The following is a 19,967-nucleotide window of genomic DNA, read 5'->3' as shown; positions in this document are numbered from 1 at the left end:
CTTGCCGACCGTATTCTCACGGGGAAGTCAGATGCCGCGCGTGCGTCACCTTGGTCAGTGTCCTGGGCGTACGCGGTGAAGCAACAAGCGACGGATAGCGTCGAGAGGCGGCGGGCGACGCAAGAAGGGGAGGCACTTCCGGATACCAAGTCTCAAGCGATGTTGTCGTGCCGCAATGGTTCGGTAGTCGGCGACGGACTCGAAAGGCAGGTGAGGGAAATTTACCGCTTTCTCGCCGAATTCACCGGGGCGTCGGCAGCGAGTGCCGCCCATTTCCACCGTGCGCCGTCCTTGCGGCTTGCCAGCAAAATGGCCACACACACGCGGCAAGCGTTGGTCGATTCGGCCGCAGCAATTACGGCTCAGATTGCTGCGCTCAAGGGGGTTCGGGCTTCGGTACAGCAACCCACCCATGGCTATGGCGAGAACACGCCGCTACGAATCGTTAAGGAAGGTTCGGATTACTTCCTAAAACCGGCGACAAGTCACTCACTGTTCTTCGGGAAGAAAGCGGCTCGCGCGCAGGCGGAACATCTGGCGGTGCTTGTTGGGATGAGGCCGGATGCACCGGTAACGCTGGGGCACTTGAAGGCGCTCGGTTTCGACGGTGCGCCCAGGCAAGAGAGGGGATCCGGTTCGCAAGCAGCCGAGGCGGGCTGCTTCTGCGCGGAGCGATTGCAAACGTTAAATGAGCAACTGGTCCAAGTCACAGAGCACATTCGCGCGCTCGGAAAGCGGGGAGCCATCGAACATGACCACGTCATGCAGGCTTGGGACCGCACATAGTCGCGTTCGACACTGAAGGATTGGACGTTTCGTTTCCGTCGGACACATTGAACAACGCGCACCCATTGCGGTGCGCGTCGTCATTTTTGCGACACTGCCATGTGTTTGGATGCCGCATGTTTTGTGTCTCGAAACACGTCCCTCGCGCGTAATAGTAAATATTTTAATTATTTGCAAGCCTTTCTAATCAATATGTTGCGCGTTTTGCGCAATAGTCTCTTGCTTTGCCATGTACGTAGCTTGTGGGTAGAATGACCCGCGTCATAAGCGCTACGCGAGGTGAATAGCCTGTCAGGTTTTCTTCACGCATGGCGAGCCACCGCTTGACTGTCATGCGTGATTCGTCCCCACAAAAACGGAGAACTCCATGTCACAGGACAAGGAACCGCGCCGGCGCTTCTTGCGCCAGGTGCTGGCGATCGTGCCTGCCACGACACTCGCCACCGGTGCGACGCTCACTCAGTCCGCCTGTAGCAGCGACAAGCCTGCTACGCCCGCTGCTTCGAACACTCCCTACGAGCCCAAGTACTTCACCGCCGACGAATGGCGCTTCGTCAGCGCCGCGGTCGATCGCCTGATTCCCGCCGACGATCTCGGGCCCGGCGCATTGCAAGCCGATGTGCCTCAGTTCATCGATCGTCAGATGGAAACGCCGTTCGGCCACGGCAAGCTCTGGTATATGCAGGGCCCGTTCCACACGGACCAGCCGCCCGAGTTGGGCTATCAACTGAGTCTTGCCCCGCGCGATATCTATCGCCACGGCATCGCCGCGTGCGACGCGTACTGCAAGAAGCAGTACAACAAGGCGTTCGCGGACCTCGATCACGCCACCCAGGAAACCGTGCTCGGCGATATGGAACACGCCAAGGTCGAGTTCGACAGCGTGCCCGCGCGCACCTTCTTCTCGTATCTGCTGGCCAACACGAAGGAAGGCTTTCTGGCCGATCCGATTCACGGCGGCAATAAAGACATGGTGGGCTGGAAGCTCGTGGGCTTTCCCGGCGCGCGTGCCGACTTCATGGACTGGGCCGACCAACCCAACGTCAAGTACCCGTACGGGCCTGTGTCGATTTCCGGAAAGCGGGGTTAAGCCATGGCGATCAAGAAAGATAAGGTCGACGCCGTCATCGTGGGCTTCGGCTGGACCGGGGCGATCCTCGGTCAGGAACTCACCGACGCCGGGCTGAATGTCGTCGCGCTCGAGCGCGGCGCAATGCGCGATACACCCACCGACGCGCAGTACCCGAAGGTCATCGACGAGCTCGAATACTCGGTGCGCGGCAAGCTGTTTCAAGAACTGGCCCGCGAGACCGTCACGATTCGCCATGCACCGGACGATCTGGCCGTGCCGTATCGGCAGAACGGTTCGTTCCTGCTGGGCAATGGCGTAGGCGGTGCGGGCTTTCACTGGAACGGCATGCATTACCGCATCCTTCCCGAAGAGCTCAAGCTGCGCAGCCATTACGAAGAGCGCTACGGCAAGAAGTTCATCCCCGAGGGCATGACGATTCAGGACTTCGGCGTGAGCTATGAAGAACTGGAGCCGCATTTCGACTTTGCCGAGAAAGTGTTCGGCACGTCGGGCAAGGCCGGTAACCTGAACGGCAAGATCGTCCCCGGCGGTAACCCGCGCGAAGGCGCGCGCTCCAGCGAGTTTCCGACGCCGCCGCTGCAAAACACCTACGGCGCGACGCTGTTCGAGAAGGCCGCGCGTGATGTCGGTTTCAATCCGTACCCGGCGCCCGCGGCCAATACGTCGCAGCCTTACACCAACCCGTACGGCGTGCGTCTCGGGCCGTGCAACTTCTGCGGCTTCTGCGAGAACTACGGCTGCTACATGTATTCGAAGGCCTCGCCGCAGACCACCATCCTGCCGGTGCTGCTCAAGAAGCCGAATTTCGAATTGCGTACGCACTCGTACGTCACCAAGGTCAATCTCGATAGCGACGGCAAGAAGGCCACGGGCGTGACGTATATCGACGCGCAAGGCCGCGAAGTCGAGCAACCGGCCGACATCGTGATCATGGCCGCGTATCAGATGCACAACGTGCGCCTGCTGCTGCTCTCCGGTATCGGCAAGCCTTACGATCCGAAGACGGGCGAAGGCGTGGTCGGCAAGAACTACGCGTATCAGATGAACGGCGCGGTCAACGTGCTGCTGCCCAAGGGCACGCAGTTGAACCCGTTTGTCGGTACGGGCGCGGGCGGGGTGTCGATGGACGACCTCAACGGCGACCAGTTCGATCACGGGCCGCTGGGCTTCCTCGGCGGCGCGAGTATTCGTCACATCCGATACGGCGGGCGTCCGATCAAGATGACGCCGACCGTGCCGGGCACCCCGGCATGGGGCAGCAAGTGGAAGGCCGGTATTGCAGACGCGTATCAGCGCTACATGACCATCGGCATTTCGGGCTCGGTCATGTCGTATCAAGATGCTTATCTCGATCTCGACCCGACATATAAGGACGCCTACGGCATTCCGCTGTTGCGCATGACCTTCGACTGGCATGACAACGAGTACAACATGCTCGGCTACATGGGCGACCGCATGGAGGAAGTGGGCCGCGCGATGAACCCAGAGAAGGTGTTCCGGGCGATCCGCAAGAAGGGTAGCCGCTACGACACGCGTGTCTACCAGAGCACGCACACGACCGGCGGCGCGATCATGGGGACGAACCCGTCGAACAGCGTGGTGAACCGGTATCTGCAAAGCTGGGACGTGTCGAACGTGTTCGTCATGGGGGCTTCTGCATTCCCGCAGAACATGGGCTATAACCCGACGGGCGTGGTGGCGGCGCTGGCGTACTGGTCTGCGAAGGCGATTCGCGAGCAGTACCTCAAGAACGCCGGCCCGCTGGTGCAGGCCTGAGGAGAGCGACCATGATCCGAAAATCCATGTTCAAGCGCTCTGCCTTGGTACTCGGCGTCGGCTCGCTGACCCTCGGTGCACTGGTAGCTCTCGACGCGTGGGCACAGGAAGTTGCTGCGCCCGCGTCGGCGCCGGCTTCCACCAACGCACCCGCGCCGGCGGCACCTACGGCGTCGGCTGCGGCACCTGCCGCCAACGACCCGCAGGCCCAGCTCATCAAGCAAGGCGAGTATCTGGCACGCGTGGGCGATTGCGCGGCGTGTCACACCGCGCCGAAGGGCAAGCCGTTTGCGGGCGGGTTACCGATCGCGTCGCCGATCGGCACGATCTACTCGACCAACATCACGCCGGACAAAGACACCGGCATCGGCAACTACAGCCTCGAAGACTTCGACCAAGCCGTGCGTCACGGCATTGCGAAGAACGGCTCGACGCTGTATCCCGCCATGCCGTACACGTCGTACGCGAAGGTGCGTCCGGCAGATGTGAAGGCGCTCTACGCGTACTTCATGGCGGGTGTGCAGCCGGTTGCGCAGGCGAACAAGGCGACGGACATTCCGTGGCCGATGTCGATGCGCTGGCCGTTGTCGATCTGGCGCAAGATGTTTGCGCCCGCGGTGGTGGCCGACGCTGCATCGACCGATAACGACCCGATTTCGCGCGGGCGCTATCTCGTCGAAGGGTTGGGCCATTGCAGTGCGTGTCACACACCGCGTGGCGTAGCGTTGCAGGAGAAGGCGCTGACCGACGACAGCACCGCGTTCCTCTCGGGCGGGGTGGTCGATAACTTCCTCGCGAAGAACCTGCGCGGCGATGTGACCGACGGTCTGGGCAACTGGAGCGAAGGCGATATCACGGCGTTCCTCAAGGGCGGGCGCAACGATCATTCCGCAGCCTTCGGCGGCATGACGGACGTGGTGCAGCACAGCGCGCAGTACATGAGCGACGACGACCTCTCGGCCATCGCGAAATACCTGAAGACGCTCAAGCCCGTCGATCCGAACGCCAAGGCGCTCGCGTACGACGAGACGGCGGCCAAGGCATTGCGCGCAGGGTCCGACAAGAGCAACGGGGCGCTGACGTTCATCGATAACTGCGCGGCATGTCACCGCAGCACGGGTAAGGGCTACTCGCAGACCTTCCCGACGCTGGCACTCAGTTCGACCGTGAACTCGGCCGATCCGACATCGCTCATTCATATCGTGCTGCGCGGTGCCGAAATGCCGTCGACGAAGTCGGCACCGACGCACTACGCAATGCCGGGCTTCGACGATCGTCTGACAGATCAGGACGTGGCCGATGTGCTGACGTTCGTGCGCACGAGCTGGGGCAATACGGCACCGGCCGTGACGGCGGCGCAAGTGGCCAAGGTGCGTAAGGACGTGGGGGCCGCACCGCAGCCCACGCGTTGATGTGGCGATGAGGTAACGGCGCTGTGGTGCTTGCCTTCGCGGGCGAGTGCCATGCGCCTGTGGTGAAATGTAGCCCTGCCGGGCAGTGATGTCGGCAGGGCTTTTTTATCGCGCTGTTGCTACGGGCGCGAACCCATGTTGTGGTGTGCAGGAGGTTGTCGTGCCGTTCATTCTTTTAGGGCTCGTGGTGTTGGCGGGCATCGTCTACGGGGCGGTGCGTTTGTATGGCGAGGTCGCCATGCGCTTCGGTACGCTGGCGGCAGTGGTCACGATTGCGGTGTGCGTGTTGATCGTCGTCTGGCTCGTCGTCGATGCCGTACGTCGCTATCGCGCAGTGCATGGTGTGCGGCGCAGTGGCGAGCGTGTCGTGAGCATCGAGGGGGAGTGGGGCGCGCTCAAGCTCGACGCCGATCGCAAGATGGGCACGATTCGCGTTGGCGCGAACAGCTCGCGCTTCGTGTTCTCCGATGTGACGTCCGCGCATCCGGTGACGGAGAACGGGCGCTGGACGTTAGTGCTCGAACTCGCCCATAACGCGCAGTCGCGCTGGGTCGTGCCCATGGCGACTCGTGCGCTCGCGCAACGATGGACGAAGATCTTTCGACTGGCGAATTCTCATCGGCTGTAGTCCCATCGTCTGAGCTTCGGAGCGCACCGTTTTCGTGGTGTGCTCCGCGATGTGCCGTCATGCCGTATGGCCGTTCGCAAAGGCGCGAATGTCGCGCGTGAGGCGCGCGGCTTCGTTGAAGTACATGCCATGCGTGCCGCCTTCGTAGACCTTGAGGACCGCCCCGGCAATGGCGTCTGCGGTCGGACGGCCAGTGACTTCCAGCGGCGCACTCGCGTCGCAATCCCCATGTAACACCAGTGCCGGAATATCGAGCGCAGCCATCTCCGGCCGGAAATCGGTCGAGGTCTGCACGCGATTGAGTGCAGCCGCGGCATCGAGCGACGTGCGCAACATCAGGTCCGACGTCCATCGAATGACGGCCTCCGACGTGCCCGGCGCGAAATACGGGGCGGCGCGCCGTTCGATCCAGTCGGGAAACGAGGTCAGCATTTCGTCGAGCGAATCGTAGAAAAGTTGCGGGTCGACGCCGGTCGGGTTGTCGGCTGTCTTGACTAGATACGGCGTTGCAGCGGGAGACACGAAGACGATGCGCGAGACGCGCTTCGTGCCGTGACGCGAGAGATAGCGCACGATTTCGCCTCCGCCAAACGAATGCCCGACGAGTGTGACGCCGGTCAGATCGAGGGTTTCCAATACGGCGTGGAGATCGTCGGCAAGCGTGTCGTAGTCGTAGCCGCGACCTGTGTCGGCCGAGCGTCCGTGTGCGCGCCGGTCGTAGGCGACGCAGCGAAAGCCATCGTTGGCCAGTGCCGTCATCTGATAGGCCCAGATGTCGCTGGCAAGTGTCCATCCCGAGAGAAATACGACCGGCTTGCCATGCCCCCAGTCGCGGCAGAAGAGGGCGGTGCCGTCGCTGCCAGCGACGTAGCCGGTGGACGTGATCGATGCGGTGGGCGTGTTCGAAGTCAGCGAGAGGCGGGTCAACATGGTGAGGCTCCACAAGGCCGGGGAATCCGGCAGAACGTGAAGCCATTGTCTCGGGCGGCATGCGCACGGTCGATTACCTCGGAGGTAATGCCCGCCTGCCGCCGGGACGGCCCCGGCACACGTAAGCGGGCGTGTGCCGTCGGGGGGAGCCGTCCCGGTGCGCAGCCCCGTGGAAGTTACGCGCCCGCTGGTATCGGCTGGCGCACGGGCGGTACGACGCTCGCGTCGTCGATCGGGAAGTGCAGCGCCGCGGCCACGGCGCCGAGAATCGCCGTGGCCGCCCAGATGAGGTTGTACGAGCCGGTGACATCCAGCACGTACCCACCGAGCCACGCGCCGAGGAACGAGCCGACCTGATGGCTCATGAAGCACACACCGAAGAGCGTGCCCAGGTGGCGCGCGCCGAACACCTTCGCGACCAGACCACTCGTGAGCGGCACGGTGCCCAGCCATGTCAGGCCCATCACCGCAGCGAAAATCACGACGCTCGTATCGGACTTCGGTAACAGGAAGAACAAGGCGATGGCAGCGCCTCGAATCAGGTACAACCAGCCGAGCACGTGATGCTGTCGATAGCGTCCGCCAAGCCAGCCGCAAGCCCAACTGCCTAGCATGTTGAACAGGCCGATCAGGGCGAGTGCGGTGGCGCCGAGCCCGATCGGCATGTGGCACATCAGCAGGTAGCCGGGCAGGTGGGTGGCGATGAAGGCGAGTTGGAAGCCGCAGGTGAAGAAGCCGAGCGTGAGCAACTGAAAGCCACGATGGCTGCGGGCCTGGTGAAGGACGTCGCGCAGGGAGACGTGTTCACCGTCGTTGTGCTGGCTGGCGGTCGGGGTGGCGGGCGACGCCGTCGCCGTCGATGCCTTGCGCCGGTTCAGCGTCATGAAGAGGCCGAGCGGTGCGGCGCAGCAGAGAATCAACGCGAGTACGAACAGCGATGTCGATACACCGAATGTCTGACGCAGGCCTTGTGCGACGGGCACTAGCGCCACTTGTCCGAGCGAGCCGCCTGCGCTGACGAGCCCCATTGCCATGGTGCGTTTTTCGGGCGCTACGGCACGGCTTACGGCAGGCAGGACGACGCCGAATGTCGTGCAACTGATACCCAGCCCGACCAACACGCCGAGTCCGATCACCAGCCACACGCCCGACGGTGCCAGGGCCGCCATGGCAAGTCCACCAGCGAAGGCGAAGGCACCGAAGGCCACCACCGGCGCGGGCCCGTGACGGTCGGCCATCGCACCCGCGAACGGCTGCGCAAAGCCCCACACGAGGTTATGGAGTGCGATGGCGAAAGCGACCAGCGTGACGGGCACGCCACGGTCATAAGAGAACGGATTGATGAAGAGGCCGAACGTCTGCCGAGTCCCCATGGCGGCGCTCAGCACGAGCGCTCCAGCCAGAATGATGAGGGTGACGCGGCCTTGCAGTGAGGGCGATGAGGTTGCTGACTGTGTCATTGTGGTGAATCCTCCTCACCATAGTTTCGCAATCGGATCACCGTCTGGCAAAGGAGTAATGCGAAGCTGCGAGTGAATTTAATTCACTTGAGGGAGGATTCGGACGATTTCGCTGCGTGCGTTGCCTCTGCGATCACCCAGTCGCGAAATGCCACGCACGCTGGGTGCGGTTCGATATCGTCGGCGCAAATCAGCCAGTAGGCCCCTTGCGAGGTTGTGGTGATGTCGTGGGCCGGCACGAGCGCGCCGCTCGTCAGGTATTCGTCGACCAGCGGGCGTCGGCCGATGACGACGCCAAGACCCATGATGGCGGCCTCGAATGCCATCTGGATGCTGTCGAAGCTCAAGCCCCCGCGCGCGTCGAAATCGTCGATGCCTGCGCCTTCGATCCATCCTTGCCAGTCTTCGCTGGCGCTGCCCACGTGAATGCGGGTGACAGCTTGTAGGTCGATCTTGCCGTGCGCATCCGCGTGCTCGGCGCGATAGGCCGGGCTACATACCGGAAGAAACTGCTCGCCGAACAACCGGTGCCAAGTATCGCCAGCGACCGGTGCGCGCGACAAGCGAATGGCGAAATCGAAGCCGTCGGTGGGGAAGCCGACTTGTCGTCGCGACGTGTCGAGTGTGACGTCGACATCGGGCATGCGTTGGGTGAAGCGATGCAGGCGCGGCAGCAACCAGCGTGAGGCAAGCGTCGGTGCGCAGGTGAGGGCGATGGCACGTGCGGTGTCTCGCGTCGGCAGGCGTCGCGTGCCGGTCATGAGCAAGGAGAACGCCTCGGTGACATAGGCCAGATAGTCGACACCTTCTGGCGTAAGCGAGAGCCCCTGCGGCGAGCGCGTGAAGAGCGCGATGCCGAGTGTCTGCTCCAACCCGACGATGCCATGGCTCACTGCGCTAGGCGTGAGATGCAGTTCGGCGGCGGCGCGCTTGAAGCTTTGATGGCGTCCGGCGGCTTCGAACAAACGCAAGGCGGAGAGCGGGGGCAGGCGAGGCGGCATGGGTGGCGTCTTTCATCGGCCCGTGTGCGCAAGGATATGGCGCGCTTGGGCTGGACCTTCGATGAGCTTCGGATGGCGACGATTTTCGCATGACGCCGCGCGGTTTGTGTGATCAACCCATGGGCGCAACAGGGGCAGCGAGTGCGACGCGGGGCGCGGGATCGAATTGTTATGGTTGGCAGCCAGTACAGGCCTGTCCGATTTTGGCGAACTGTACCGGGATTCCCTGCGACGCACTGCCTATGCTGTCTCTCCGCTATCGATGGCGACGCGCGCTTGTCCCACGCCCATTGCGCGCCAGTCCCGCACCAAACCGTATTCGATTATGACGACTGAACAACTGCTGGCCTTCTGTGCTTTCGCGGTCATCACGCTAGTGACGCCCGGCCCCAACAACATGATGGTGCTGGCTTCGGGCCTGAACTACGGCTTTCTGCGCACGCTGCCGCATCTGGCCGGTATTGCGTGTGGCTTTGCGTTCATGGTGTTCCTTACGGGCACGGGTTTGCATTCGGTCTTCGTAAAGTTTCCCGTCATTCATTCGGTGCTGAAGTATGTCGGCGCCGCCTATTTGCTGTGGCTGGCTTGGCATCTGGCACGCTCCGGTCCGATGGACGACGAGCGTCGCGAGCGCGCACGGCCGATGGGTTTTCTGGGGGCCGCGGCCTTTCAGTGGGTCAACCCGAAAGCCTGGGTCATGGCGGTGGGCGCGATCAGTACCTATTTGCCCAACAGTTCGAATCTGCCGGACGTGGTGATGCTCGCGGTGATCTACGGCATCTTGGGCGCGCCGTGCATTGGCCTATGGGCCGGGTTCGGTGTCGCCATGCGCCGTGTGTTGACCGATGCCCGCTCGGTGAGAATTTTCAACGGTGTGGCCGCGGCGTTGCTGGTGGCGTCTCTGTATCCGATTCTGGTGGATTGATTCGACGCGCGGTGGGGCTTTGGTTTGCGCTTGCGTCTCGTGAAAACTGCGTCGTTATACTGACGGCTTCTGTTCTCTTCGCGCGAACGTGAGGTGCCGTCATGTCCCGTAGGCTTGCCAAATCTCTGCCTTGTTTTGTTGCCGCCGCGATGCTCGCGCTGGCGCCGCTCTCGTCTCTGGCCTGCACTCGCGTGGTTTATTTGGGCGCCAACGACGACGTCATTACGGCGCGCTCCATGGACTGGAAGCTCGACGTCGCGACCAATCTCTATGTCTTGCCGCGCGGCATTGAGAGAAACGGCGAGGCAGGCCCCAACTCGATTCGCTGGACGGCGAAATACGGCAGTGTCGTGGCCACCGGCTACGACGTGTCGACGACCGATGGTGTCAACGAGAAGGGGTTGTCGGCACAGTTACTTTGGTTGGTGGAGTCGCAATATCCGAGGTTCGATAGGGACTCGCGCCCGGGACTGACGATTGCGGCGTGGGCGCAGTATGTGCTCGACAATTTCGCGACGGTGGACGAGGCAGTGACGGCGCTCGAGAAGGAGCCCTTCACGATCGTGACGGACAACGTGCCAGGGGAGCAGCGGCTCACGACATTGCATCTGTCGATGTCGGACGCGTCGGGTGACAGCGCCATCGTCGAGTACATCAACGGGCAGCAGGTGATTCACCACGGCCGTCGGTTTCAGGTCATGACGAACTCTCCGACGTTCGACGAACAATTGGCGCTCAACCAATACTGGACGCAGATCGGGGGCACCACATTCTTGCCGGGGACGAATCGTTCGGCGGATCGGTTTGCGCGTGCGTCGTTCTACATCAACGCGATTCCCAAGAACGAAGATCCCGTGGAGGCGCTGGCGAGTGTATTCAGCGTGATTCGCAATGCGTCGGTGCCCTATGGCATCACGACGCCGGGCGAGCCGAATATTTCATCGACACGTTGGCGCACGGTGGTCGATCACAAGCGCATGTTGTACTTCTTCGAATCGGCACTGACGCCGAACACGTTCTGGGTGGACCTGAAGAAGCTCGACTTCTCCGTTGGGGCACAGGTTCGCAAGCTCGACCTTGGCCGCGATCAACGCAACACGTTCAACGGCGAGGTGTCTGGGGATTTCAAGGCGTCGCCACCGTTTCCATTTCTTGGGCTGAATTCGGGGAAGACGCACTGAGGGGCGGGTGAGGGAGGGGCGGTTGGGGTGTGGAAGGCGTGGTACGCATCTGCAACGCTGTGTTTTTCTGCGATACGGTATTGAAACGCCGCCAGTCGGTGGTTAGGCGAATGTGCTGCAAACGCCTTTCCTAGAAGGCTGACGGGTTGATATTCACGGTATCCAGATATCGAGGCGAGCGAAGGCTGTACTGGCCGGAATCGAAATAATGATGGGAACACTCCGTAAACTCCCCCTTCCTCTTTTCCGAATGTCGCTGCGCGACAATGAGTGCGGAGGCGGCGGGGCGAGAGGAAATGCACCAATGACCTTAGCCAAACGAGTGGCACGCATCGAGGCAGTGCTGCCGACGTTATGTACGAAATCTGATCTCGAGCGGGAGATCGGCTCGGTGCGTGTCGAGATCCATGACCAGGTTGGCTCGCTTCGCAGTGACATGCATAGCGAGTTCAAGGCGGTGCGCGTCGAGATGCACGCTGAGTCCAAGGCGTTGCGCTCCGAGATGCATGGTGAGTTCGCGGCCGTGCGTAGCGAGATGAATGGTGGGTTCGCGGCCGTGCGTAGCGAGATGAATGGTGGGTTCGCGGCCGTGCACTCCGAGATGCATGGCGAGTTTAAGGCCGTTCGGGCCGAGATGCATGCGGGGCTGCAATCGGTTCGCGTTGAAATGCGCACCGAGTTCAAGGCCGTCCACGCCGAGTTCAAAACCGTGCGTTCGGAAATGCACGCTGAGTCCAAGGCGTTGCGCTCCGAGATGCATACCGGATTTCAGGCAATGAGCCAGATGATGATGTCGCAAACGCGCTGGATTATCGGCACGTTGCTGACGGTCTGCCCAGCGTTGGTGGCCGTCACGCTCTTCATCGTTCAGCAGCGTGGATAACTGACTAACGCGACATATCGAAGACATAAAAAAACGGACCCGAGGGTCCGTTTTTCAATCGATCCGAACATCATCCGTTGCCGTCGATGTCCTATGTGTTGGTGGAGCCGGCGGGGATCGAACCCGCGTCCGCAAGCACTCTACGACCAGTTCTACATACTTAGTTCAGTCATTTGATTTAACTGTTTTGTCGCGGACGAACACGCTACGCAACAGCGATCCACTTAATTTTCGGCTCCAGCGCCATGGCACCACCGGAGATTATCTGACGTAAATGACCTCGCGAGGTATTGCTACCCTAGCCCGTCAGAGAGCTAGTGCGAGGCAGGCGCCCTTAGGCAGCCAGTGCGTACGAGTTATCGTTTGCAGTTACTAATTTTCCCATTGATTAACGAGGTGACGGGTCCTCGGTATGCCCTGAATCGCTTCGCTACCCACGTCGAAACCATGTCGGCCCCAGTGGTAAAGCGGATTATGACACAAATGCCCTACTTGAGTGCGAAGTCGACCCGCGTCGTCGCCCCCTTGTCCTTAATGCCATCGGCACTGAGCTTGGGCGCCACCACGAACATCCGGTCCGACTCGATCTTGCCGTCGAGCCACGTGCGTACCCGCTGTGCACGCCGTTCGGCCAGCGCCCTCAGATCGTCGTCGCCCACTTTGACGTTCGTCTCCATGAGCTTCTCCATTTCGTCGTCAGGCAACGACTTCGAAAAACCGATCATGTTGCGCGGCTTCGCAAAGTCCGCCGCCTTGTAGGCTGCCGTCAGGTACTTGCTGCGCTCCTCCGGACTTACCTTCACGCTGTCGACATCGATGCTCTCGCCGCGACCCACCATCGACTTGACCTTCTGCGCCTTGACAGCACGATCGACAGCCACTTCACGCAACCCGTCCGTATCCTTCGCCGGATCGACGCGGCCCACAATATCGAGCTTGAGCGACGGACGATCCTTCAATGCCTTGACCAATGTGTCGAGCCGCTTCTCGTCTTCTGGCGTCAGACGTGCGCTGCCCGGGGCAAATTCCACATATCCCAGTTCCTGATCCCCACCGCCAAACGCCGAAGCCAGCAGGCTGAACGGCGCCGTCGCCGCCTTGACGATCAGGTTCACGAACGCTCGGAAAATCACCCCGCCCAGGCTGAATTGCGGATCTTCGAGGGAACCGGAAATCGGAATGTTCACGTCGATCTCGCCGCGCGAGTTCTTCAACAACGAGACGGCTAACCGCACCGGCAAGTTCGTGGCCGTCGGACTCTCCACACGGTCGCCGAACGTCAACTGGTCGATGAAGATGTGATTGTTAGCGGTCAGCTTGGCCTGATCGAGCGAGTAGTGCACATCCACCGTGAGCTTGCCTTTCTCGATCGGATACCCCGCGTACTTGGTGGAGTACGGCGTGAGATTGGTCAACTCGATACCATCGGCCTTCGCGCTCACATCGACAAACGCCATCGGCGCCAGCGGATTGATCTTGCCCGAGATGTCGATCGGTGAATTGCGGTTGACCTTGCCCTGCAACGCCACATCGGCAGGCTCGGTCGTCGCCGTGCCGAAGGCACCGATGCGCCCGCCGATATCCGTCAAGTTGGCCGTGTAGTTCGGCTTGACGAAGTTATCGGTGAAGTTGATGTTGCCACCTTGCAACGTAATCCGCCCGATGTGAACGTCTGCCGGCAACGCCTTGCCCGTGCCATAGCCCGGCCCGCGCTCGGCGGTCGTCTCACCTGGCTTCTGCTCCTTCTTTTCGACCTCGGTCGATTGACCCGCCTCGACCGCCGATGCCGCAGCGTCCAGCGGCGGTTTGGCCGCCGCGTCGCTCGCCGAGCTGCCGTCGAGCGGTACGCCGGTATTAGCCCGCGTAAGCGAGCGCGGCGCGGTTTCCTTGTTGCCGACCACGTCGGCCAGATTCAGCCGCCCGTTGGCATTGATGATCAGACGCGCATAGAAGCGCGACAACGCCACGCTACCCAATTGCACGTTGGGCTTGCCGCTGCCCACGGCCATGTTGATTTGCTGAACCGACAGCGCATTCCAACGCATGAAATCGTCCGCCGTCACCTTGTCGAGCAGACGGACGTTGCCCAACGTCGCATCGCCGCGGTAGGTGGCTTGCGGCGTCTCGCCCTTCATTGCAAACGTGGCGCGGCCGTTGCTCGAGAGCAGGGCGCTCGCGATGCTCGCATTCAACTCGTCGCTGATGTACGAGTCGAACGCCGCCAAATCGAGTTGCTGCGTCTTGATCTGAAGATCGCCAGAAATGGGCTGCGGCGTGATGCTGCCGGTCGCATTGAGCGAGCCCTTCTTGTTCAGCGTGCCGTTGACCTCAAGCTTCAACGGCTTGCCCATGTCCTGCGACGCGCCCTCTACCCGAACGTTGAGCGGTGCGAACTTCGCGCTGATCGGGCGGCCTTTGACCGCACGGTCTTCCAACGCAATGCTCGCATTCTCGACCGAGACCTTGCCAACCTGCCACTGCCAGCCGCCAGCTTGCGCCGTTTTCGACGGTGCCGATTTCGCCGACGTGTGACGGCCGCGCTCCGTCCCCACGCGTGCATTGACGCCGCGTCCGGCCCCGCTGGCCGCAGCGGCAGATTTCGGTTGGCCGTTGCCCGTGAGCGCCAGCAGATTGATCTTGCCGTCCTTGTCGCGGCGCGCTGCAACGTCCAACCCCGTGACCGTCAATTCATCGAGTACCGCCTGCTGTGCACCGAGATCGAAGCGCGAGAGCTTGGCTTGCGCGTGGGCGAGTTTGAGTGGAGCGTCGCCTTTGATGCCGGTGAGCCACTCGATTTTGTCGAGCGTCGCCGTGGCCGGCGCAATCTGAACGTTCGGCTGCTTGTCCGGTGCGAATGCGGCACTGAATTTCGCCTGTAGTCCGACGGTACCGCTCTTCAAATCGCCCGCCAGTGCGCCTTGGGCGAACGGGAGCAACGGGGCGAGAGCGATCGATTCGGCATCCAGATCGCCGCTGGCGTTATATGCGGGGAGACTGAATTGTCCTTGCGCCTTCAGCGTGCCACCGCTCTGCACGCCGATGGACGCGTCATACGTCGCAGGCGCCTTGCCGAGCGTCGAGAACTGCTTCACGCCAATTTGAATGTTCTCCAACGCGACACTCGCGGGTTTTGCCCCACGCGCGTCGGTGAAGCGCACCTTACTGTTGACGATGGCAACTTCGCCCACCTGCAAGTCGAGCGGTGTCGGCTGTGCCGCCGCGGCTGCCTTCGCCTGCGCGGCCTCGGCAGCCGACGCCGGTGTGGCGGCTTGCGCGGTTTGCTCGGCCGCTACCTTCGGTGCCGACTTGGCAGCTTCGCTCGCCTGCGGAGAGGCCGCCGCTTCGCCAACCGCCCGGCCAACGGCCTTGATGGCCGTGCGCTGCGGCGACAACGCCTTTTCCACGTTCAGCGTGCCGTCCTTTTGCATCGTCACTTGCTGATCGAGCCCGTCGATTCGCACGCTGTCGATGTGATAGACGTTGTCTAGCGGTTCGACCTTGCCGAGTTTCACGTCCACCTGTTTGACAGCGACGATGGGCGAGCCATCGGGCTCGACCACAACCGCATCGGCCAGCGTGGCCGTGCCCGTCAGCCCGACGTGGTTGCTGCCATCCTTATCGCGGGTAAAGCGCAGCTTCAGGTCGGTGCTCACGGCGGCGCTCTTGATCTTCGCAGGCACCGTCATGGGCGAGTACCCGAGATACTTGGGCACATCGAGCCGATCGAGCTTGATATCGACCGTCGATTCGAGCGAATCGGCAAAAGGCTTCGTCTGGCCGGAGATATTGAGCGGCGAGCCGTCGATCGATGCCTGTAACAACGGCTGAACAAAGATGTCGGTGTCGGCGGGCAGGTTCGCGATGAACGGCACGCCGACCTGCAAGTTGTCGACAACGTGCTTCTCGTTTTGCACGGTATCGTCGAACCGGATCGTGCCGTTCTTGACCTGCACGTTGTTCAGCGCAAAGCGCGCCGGTTTGGACGGCTCCGGCGACGGCGGACCGGACGTCGCCTTATCGATGATGTCCGAGAAATTGAAGCGCTGCGGCGCGGTACGCACGATGTTGACGACCGGCGTATCGACATACAGTTCGTCGACGATGGGCGCGAGGCGGAACACCGAGCCCCACGACGCGTTCACGCGCAACAGTCCGACATCCACGAACGGTTGCCCCGGTGTCTTGTCACCGATGTGTACCTGATGGAGATCGAGGCGCAGCGTGTACGGATTGAAACTGACGTCGCCGACGCTCACCGGTCGTTCGAGATACGTAGACAGCTTCTCGACGGCGTAATGCTTGAGTACCGCGGGGACGGTGAAATAACCCACGACGCCAAAAACGGCCAGCACGCCGACGGTCCACAGCCCGGTCTTGCGCGCGCGTCGTCGCACGTTGGGATCGCGGCCGAGCGCTTGCGCGCGCGCGAGTCCCTGTTGCAGGCGATTGTTGCCCGGGGGGGTATCTGGAGAAGGTTTGCGATCGTTCGCTTGCTCGGCCATGCGGTCTCCCGTAAGCAGCCAGTGAAGCACACGCCGCGCCACCGTTGTGCGCGGCGGAATAGACCCGGACCGGGCGTGCTGCGGCAGCGCCCCCGGTCCGGCAGATGACGCGCTTGGCCTGTCAGGCCAGAGACATCACCAGCGGGGCGATCGCGCCCGCGCGTTCGACGACAGCATCGGCCTGCCATTCGGCAGGTGCGAGGGTGTCGCCGCAATAACCATAGGCCGCTGCAATCGTCGCCATGCCGGCCGCCTTGCCTGCCTGAATATCGCGCAGGTCGTCGCCGACGTACACGATGTGCGCCGGTGCAATGCCGATGCATTCAGCGGCGTAGAGCAACGGTGCCGGATGCGGCTTGCTATGCGGCGTGGTATCGCCCGACACGACGCAGGCGGCCGTCTCGGTCAGTCCCAGCAACTTGACGAGCGGGTTGGTCAGCCAGGCCGCTTTATTCGTGACGATACCCCAGGGAATACCATTCTTGGTCAATGCCGCGAGCAATTCGGGTACGCCATCGAACAGGCGGCTTTGCACGCACAACGCGGCTTCGTAGTTGGCGAGGAAGGCGTCGCGCAGGGCAGGGAACGCGGCGTCGTCCGGTGTGACACCGAACGCACTGCCGATCAAGCCGCGCGCGCCATGCGACGCTTGCAGGCGCAGCGACTCGTACGGTCCCGGCGGCAAGCCGCGATCGGTGCGCACCTTGTTGACGGCAGCGACGAGGTCCGGCGCCGTGTCGGCGAGCGTACCGTCGAGATCGAACAGCACCGCACGCACATCGCCGCCGAGCAGGCGCGAGGCGACGTCACCGATGTTGTCGGCGTTGGCGGCGTTGGCGGCGTTGGCGGCGAGGGCGTTGCGCTCAGGGGGGGCGAACATATCAGGCATCGCGCGTGCAAGCGATCATATAGTTGACGTCGGTATCGCGATTGATCGCGTAGCGCTTGTTGAGCGGGTTGTACGTCAGGCCGCGCATATCGCGCACGGACAAACCGCTCGCTCGCGTGTACGAGGCGAGCTCCGACGGGCGAATGAACTTGGCGTAGTCGTGCGTGCCGCGCGGCAGCATGCGCAATATGTATTCCGCGCCGACCACGGCCAGCAACCACGCCTTCGGATTGCGGTTCAGCGTGGAGAAGAACACATGGCCACCCGGTTTGACGAGCGTGGCGCAGGCCGCGACGATCGAGGCCGGCGAGGGCACGTGTTCGAGCATTTCCATGCAGGTCACCACGTCGTACGTGCCGGCTTCGCGCGCGGCAAGGGCTTCAGCGGCAATCTCTTCATATTCGATCGGCAGGCCGGCTTCGAGGCTATGAAGATCGGCCACGCCGAGGGCTTTCGTCGACAGGTCGATACCCTTGACGCGTGCGCCCTGACGCGCCATCGATTCGGTCAGGATGCCGCCGCCGCAGCCGACGTCGAGCACACGCTTGCCTTGCAGCGGCACGTGCTGCTCGATCCAGTCGAGGCGCAACGGATTGATTTCGTGCAACGGCTTGAATTCGCTGTGCGGATCCCACCAGCGGTGGGCCAGTTCACTGAATTTGTTGAGTTCTTGGGGGTCGGCGTTCATCGATAGGTCACAGACGTTGACGGCTTGCGCAGGCAGGATGCCGGGCGGCGGCGCATACCCAGCGACCGGGCAGGGGCCGGCGGGTGCCGTCGAGATGGGGCAAGTATAACGAAGTGAGTGCGCCCATGTCCAAAGCGCAAGGCGTGGCGCGACTTTGCGGCGCACCCGGCAGCCCTATGTGCGGATGGGGGGTATGAGAGGGGGCAGCAGGCCGTCTGCGACTTCCGGCGTTCCGGTCGGACCGATGTTAAACGGGCGTTTTGATGCTTCGCCACTCGCTGTGCGTCGCGGATGACGGCACCATGGCGTCAATCTGACCGGGACGTGGCCGCCGTCTGGCAAGCCTGTCCGGGCAGGGAAAATGCGGACTGCGAGCTACCGGCAGATACGACACACTCGGGAGCACGTCTCACCGAGTGCCCGGTGAACGATTCGTGTTTGCCTTTGGGGCGGCGAGGTCGCCAGATCGCCGGACCCGCAGCAGGGCAAACGCCCGGCCGTTTTGGATCGGACTCCCCAGGGAGGCGCCATGACGCAATCCACGGCGCAAGACAGCGCCGCTGCCGCTCCGCCCCCCGGGCCGCACCGGCGCTCACGCCGTTGGCGCTGGCTCGCGCTGGTGCTGCTGGTGATCGCCGCACTCCTGATCTGGCGGTGGATAGCGAATCGCAAGCCACCTGCCGCACCACCGCCTCCGCCCGTTGCTGTGATTACGACCATTGCGACGGCGCGCGATCTGCCGCGCTACGTTTTGGGGATTGGCACGGTGCAGGCCACCACGTCGGTGACCGTGCGCGTGCGGGTCGACGGGCAGATCGAGCGCATTGCGTTCAACGAAGGGCAGGACGTCAAAGCGGGCGACTTGCTCGTGCAAATCGATCCACGTCCTTATCGCGCCCAGTTGGAACAGGCACGGGCCACCAAGGCGCGCGACCAGGCCCAACTGGTCAACGCACGTGTCGACCTCAAGCGTTACCAAACCTTGGCCGCACAAGGCGCGTCGCCACAACAACAGGCCGACACGCAGGCCGCGCTCGTCAAGCAACTGGAAGCGGCCGTCATGACCGATCAGGCGCAGATCGACTACGCCGCCGTGCAACTCGACTACACGACGATTCGCTCACCCGTCACGGGGCGTACCGGCGTGCGGCTGGTCGATGTTGGCAACATCGTGCACGCCGCAGACGCCAACGGTATCGTCATCGTCAATCAGATCGATCCGATCACCGTGCTGTTCACGCTGCCGGAGGAGGCCGTCGGACGCGTAAATGCCGCTATGCAAACCGCCGGAAATCAGGGGCTGGTGGTCGACGTCTTTCCGCGTACCGGCACCGAGAAGCTGGCATCGGGCAAGCTCACGCTGATCAATAACCAGATCGACAACACGAGCGGCACGGTGCAGTTGAAAGCAACGTTCGCTAACGCCGATCATCGCCTGTGGCCCGGGCAGTACGTCAATGCCCGGCTCACGCTGGGGGTCATGACGCAGGCGATCGCGCTCGACACTTCTGTGGTGCAAAGCGGGCCGAACGGCACCTATGTATATGTGGTGGGCAGCGACGGCCGCGCGGTCGTGCAACCCGTGAAGGTGGGCATCACGCAGGGAAATCGCACCGTTATCGAGAGCGGTTTGGCACCGGGGGCGCGCGTGGTCGTGGAGGGGCAGCTCAAGTTGCGTCCCGGCGTGGCGGTGATGGAAGCCCGTGGGGCGACGGGGGGCGCAGCCGCGCCAGCCGCTCAGCCCGGCGGGGCGTCCGGGAGTGCTGCAACACCCGCCAATTCGGCCAGCGGTGCACCGGCGGCCCACTAGCCC

General features: G+C 62.6%; 15 protein-coding genes and 1 other RNA gene. 9 read left to right on the top strand and 7 right to left on the bottom strand.

Annotation, left to right across the window (positions count from 1 at the left end; translation table 11 throughout):
- The first annotated feature begins 75 nt into the window (after positions 1-75).
- The 5 genes from ACPWR9_RS15410 to ACPWR9_RS15390 all read left to right on the top strand — a co-directional run bounded on the left by ACPWR9_RS15410 (position 76) and on the right by ACPWR9_RS15390 (position 5,695).
- Positions 76-786, top strand: a complete 711-nt coding sequence (locus ACPWR9_RS15410) for a hypothetical protein (protein ID WP_426298940.1) — start codon at positions 76-78, stop codon at positions 784-786.
- A 367-nt stretch (positions 787-1,153) separates the two neighbouring features.
- Positions 1,154-1,876 carry a gluconate 2-dehydrogenase subunit 3 family protein gene (locus ACPWR9_RS15405; RefSeq protein ID WP_426298938.1) on the top strand — a complete coding sequence of 241 codons (723 nt, stop codon included), beginning with the start codon at positions 1,154-1,156 and terminating at the stop codon, positions 1,874-1,876.
- A 3-nt stretch (positions 1,877-1,879) separates the two neighbouring features.
- A complete protein-coding gene (locus ACPWR9_RS15400; RefSeq protein WP_426298936.1) occupies positions 1,880-3,655 on the top strand; it encodes a GMC family oxidoreductase in 1,776 nt (591 codons plus the stop codon).
- Between the two features lie 11 nt (positions 3,656-3,666).
- Positions 3,667-5,067 carry a c-type cytochrome gene (locus tag ACPWR9_RS15395; protein WP_426298934.1) on the top strand — a complete coding sequence of 467 codons (1,401 nt, stop codon included), beginning with the start codon at positions 3,667-3,669 and terminating at the stop codon, positions 5,065-5,067.
- Positions 5,068-5,227: 160 nt separating this feature from the next.
- Positions 5,228-5,695 (top strand): hypothetical protein, encoded by a 468-nt coding sequence (locus tag ACPWR9_RS15390; RefSeq protein ID WP_426298932.1) that lies wholly within the window; start codon positions 5,228-5,230, stop codon positions 5,693-5,695.
- A 57-nt stretch (positions 5,696-5,752) separates the two neighbouring features.
- Here the strand turns inward: ACPWR9_RS15390 and ACPWR9_RS15385 are convergent, their stop codons facing one another.
- From ACPWR9_RS15385 to ACPWR9_RS15375, 3 genes are all read right to left on the bottom strand, one after another.
- Positions 5,753-6,625 carry an alpha/beta fold hydrolase gene (locus ACPWR9_RS15385; protein ID WP_426298930.1) on the bottom strand — a complete coding sequence of 291 codons (873 nt, stop codon included), beginning with the start codon at positions 6,623-6,625 and terminating at the stop codon, positions 5,753-5,755.
- A gap of 176 nt (positions 6,626-6,801) precedes the next feature.
- On the bottom strand, positions 6,802-8,085 hold the full coding sequence (locus tag ACPWR9_RS15380; protein WP_426298928.1) for an MFS transporter: 1,284 nt from the start codon (positions 8,083-8,085) through the stop codon (positions 6,802-6,804).
- Positions 8,086-8,168: 83 nt separating this feature from the next.
- The gene (locus ACPWR9_RS15375; RefSeq protein WP_426298926.1) at positions 8,169-9,086 is read right to left on the bottom strand and encodes a LysR substrate-binding domain-containing protein; all 918 of its coding nucleotides are present in this window, start codon (positions 9,084-9,086) and stop codon (positions 8,169-8,171) included.
- A 325-nt stretch (positions 9,087-9,411) separates the two neighbouring features.
- Here ACPWR9_RS15375 and ACPWR9_RS15370 point away from each other — a divergent pair, with 325 nt between their 5' ends.
- The 3 genes from ACPWR9_RS15370 (at position 9,412) to ACPWR9_RS15360 (ending at position 12,075) form a co-directional block, all read left to right on the top strand.
- Positions 9,412-10,011 (top strand): LysE family translocator, encoded by a 600-nt coding sequence (locus ACPWR9_RS15370; RefSeq protein ID WP_426298924.1) that lies wholly within the window; start codon positions 9,412-9,414, stop codon positions 10,009-10,011.
- A gap of 101 nt (positions 10,012-10,112) precedes the next feature.
- The gene (locus ACPWR9_RS15365; protein WP_426298922.1) at positions 10,113-11,192 is read left to right on the top strand and encodes a linear amide C-N hydrolase; all 1,080 of its coding nucleotides are present in this window, start codon (positions 10,113-10,115) and stop codon (positions 11,190-11,192) included.
- 304 nt (positions 11,193-11,496) lie between these two features.
- Positions 11,497-12,075 (top strand): hypothetical protein, encoded by a 579-nt coding sequence (locus tag ACPWR9_RS15360; RefSeq protein WP_426298920.1) that lies wholly within the window; start codon positions 11,497-11,499, stop codon positions 12,073-12,075.
- 99 nt (positions 12,076-12,174) lie between these two features.
- Here the strand turns inward: ACPWR9_RS15360 and ssrA are convergent.
- The 4 genes from ssrA to ubiG form a co-directional block, all read right to left on the bottom strand.
- Positions 12,175-12,533, bottom strand: a transfer-messenger RNA (tmRNA) gene (gene ssrA, locus ACPWR9_RS15355).
- 30 nt (positions 12,534-12,563) lie between these two features.
- On the bottom strand, positions 12,564-16,577 hold the full coding sequence (locus tag ACPWR9_RS15350) for a DUF748 domain-containing protein (RefSeq protein ID WP_426298918.1): 4,014 nt from the start codon (positions 16,575-16,577) through the stop codon (positions 12,564-12,566).
- Positions 16,578-16,698: 121 nt separating this feature from the next.
- Entirely contained in the window at positions 16,699-17,457 is a 759-nt protein-coding gene (gene gph / locus ACPWR9_RS15345; protein WP_426298916.1) for a phosphoglycolate phosphatase, read from the bottom strand.
- Between the two features lies 1 nt (position 17,458).
- On the bottom strand, positions 17,459-18,154 hold the full coding sequence (gene ubiG / locus ACPWR9_RS15340) for a bifunctional 2-polyprenyl-6-hydroxyphenol methylase/3-demethylubiquinol 3-O-methyltransferase UbiG (RefSeq protein ID WP_426298914.1): 696 nt from the start codon (positions 18,152-18,154) through the stop codon (positions 17,459-17,461).
- Between the two features lie 529 nt (positions 18,155-18,683).
- Here ubiG and ACPWR9_RS15335 point away from each other — a divergent pair.
- Positions 18,684-19,964: an efflux RND transporter periplasmic adaptor subunit gene (locus ACPWR9_RS15335; protein ID WP_426298912.1), complete on the top strand. Its 1,281-nt coding sequence runs from the start codon at positions 18,684-18,686 to the stop codon at positions 19,962-19,964.
- Positions 19,965-19,967: the final 3 nt, after the last annotated feature.

Origin of the sequence: Pandoraea pneumonica (genome assembly GCF_049918595.1) — a bacterium.
GTDB classification, from domain to species: domain Bacteria; phylum Pseudomonadota; class Gammaproteobacteria; order Burkholderiales; family Burkholderiaceae; genus Pandoraea; species Pandoraea pneumonica_A.
Note: the sequence above shows the minus strand (reverse complement) of the source record. Positions and strands in the feature narration are given on the sequence as shown.

Coding starts and splice junctions, on each gene's coding strand:
- ACPWR9_RS15385 (WP_426298930.1), bottom strand. CDS start 6,625: ATGTTGACCCGCCTCTCGCTGACTTCGAACACGCCCACCGCATCGATC.
- ACPWR9_RS15360 (WP_426298920.1), top strand. CDS start 11,497: ATGACCTTAGCCAAACGAGTGGCACGCATCGAGGCAGTGCTGCCGACG.
- ACPWR9_RS15335 (WP_426298912.1), top strand. CDS start 18,684: ATGACGCAATCCACGGCGCAAGACAGCGCCGCTGCCGCTCCGCCCCCC.
- ACPWR9_RS15405 (WP_426298938.1), top strand. CDS start 1,154: ATGTCACAGGACAAGGAACCGCGCCGGCGCTTCTTGCGCCAGGTGCTG.
- ACPWR9_RS15365 (WP_426298922.1), top strand. CDS start 10,113: ATGTCCCGTAGGCTTGCCAAATCTCTGCCTTGTTTTGTTGCCGCCGCG.
- ACPWR9_RS15400 (WP_426298936.1), top strand. CDS start 1,880: ATGGCGATCAAGAAAGATAAGGTCGACGCCGTCATCGTGGGCTTCGGC.
- ACPWR9_RS15380 (WP_426298928.1), bottom strand. CDS start 8,085: ATGACACAGTCAGCAACCTCATCGCCCTCACTGCAAGGCCGCGTCACC.
- ACPWR9_RS15370 (WP_426298924.1), top strand. CDS start 9,412: ATGACGACTGAACAACTGCTGGCCTTCTGTGCTTTCGCGGTCATCACG.
- ACPWR9_RS15375 (WP_426298926.1), bottom strand. CDS start 9,086: ATGCCGCCTCGCCTGCCCCCGCTCTCCGCCTTGCGTTTGTTCGAAGCC.
- ACPWR9_RS15350 (WP_426298918.1), bottom strand. CDS start 16,577: ATGGCCGAGCAAGCGAACGATCGCAAACCTTCTCCAGATACCCCCCCG.
- ubiG (WP_426298914.1), bottom strand. CDS start 18,154: ATGAACGCCGACCCCCAAGAACTCAACAAATTCAGTGAACTGGCCCAC.
- ACPWR9_RS15395 (WP_426298934.1), top strand. CDS start 3,667: ATGATCCGAAAATCCATGTTCAAGCGCTCTGCCTTGGTACTCGGCGTC.
- gph (WP_426298916.1), bottom strand. CDS start 17,457: ATGTTCGCCCCCCCTGAGCGCAACGCCCTCGCCGCCAACGCCGCCAAC.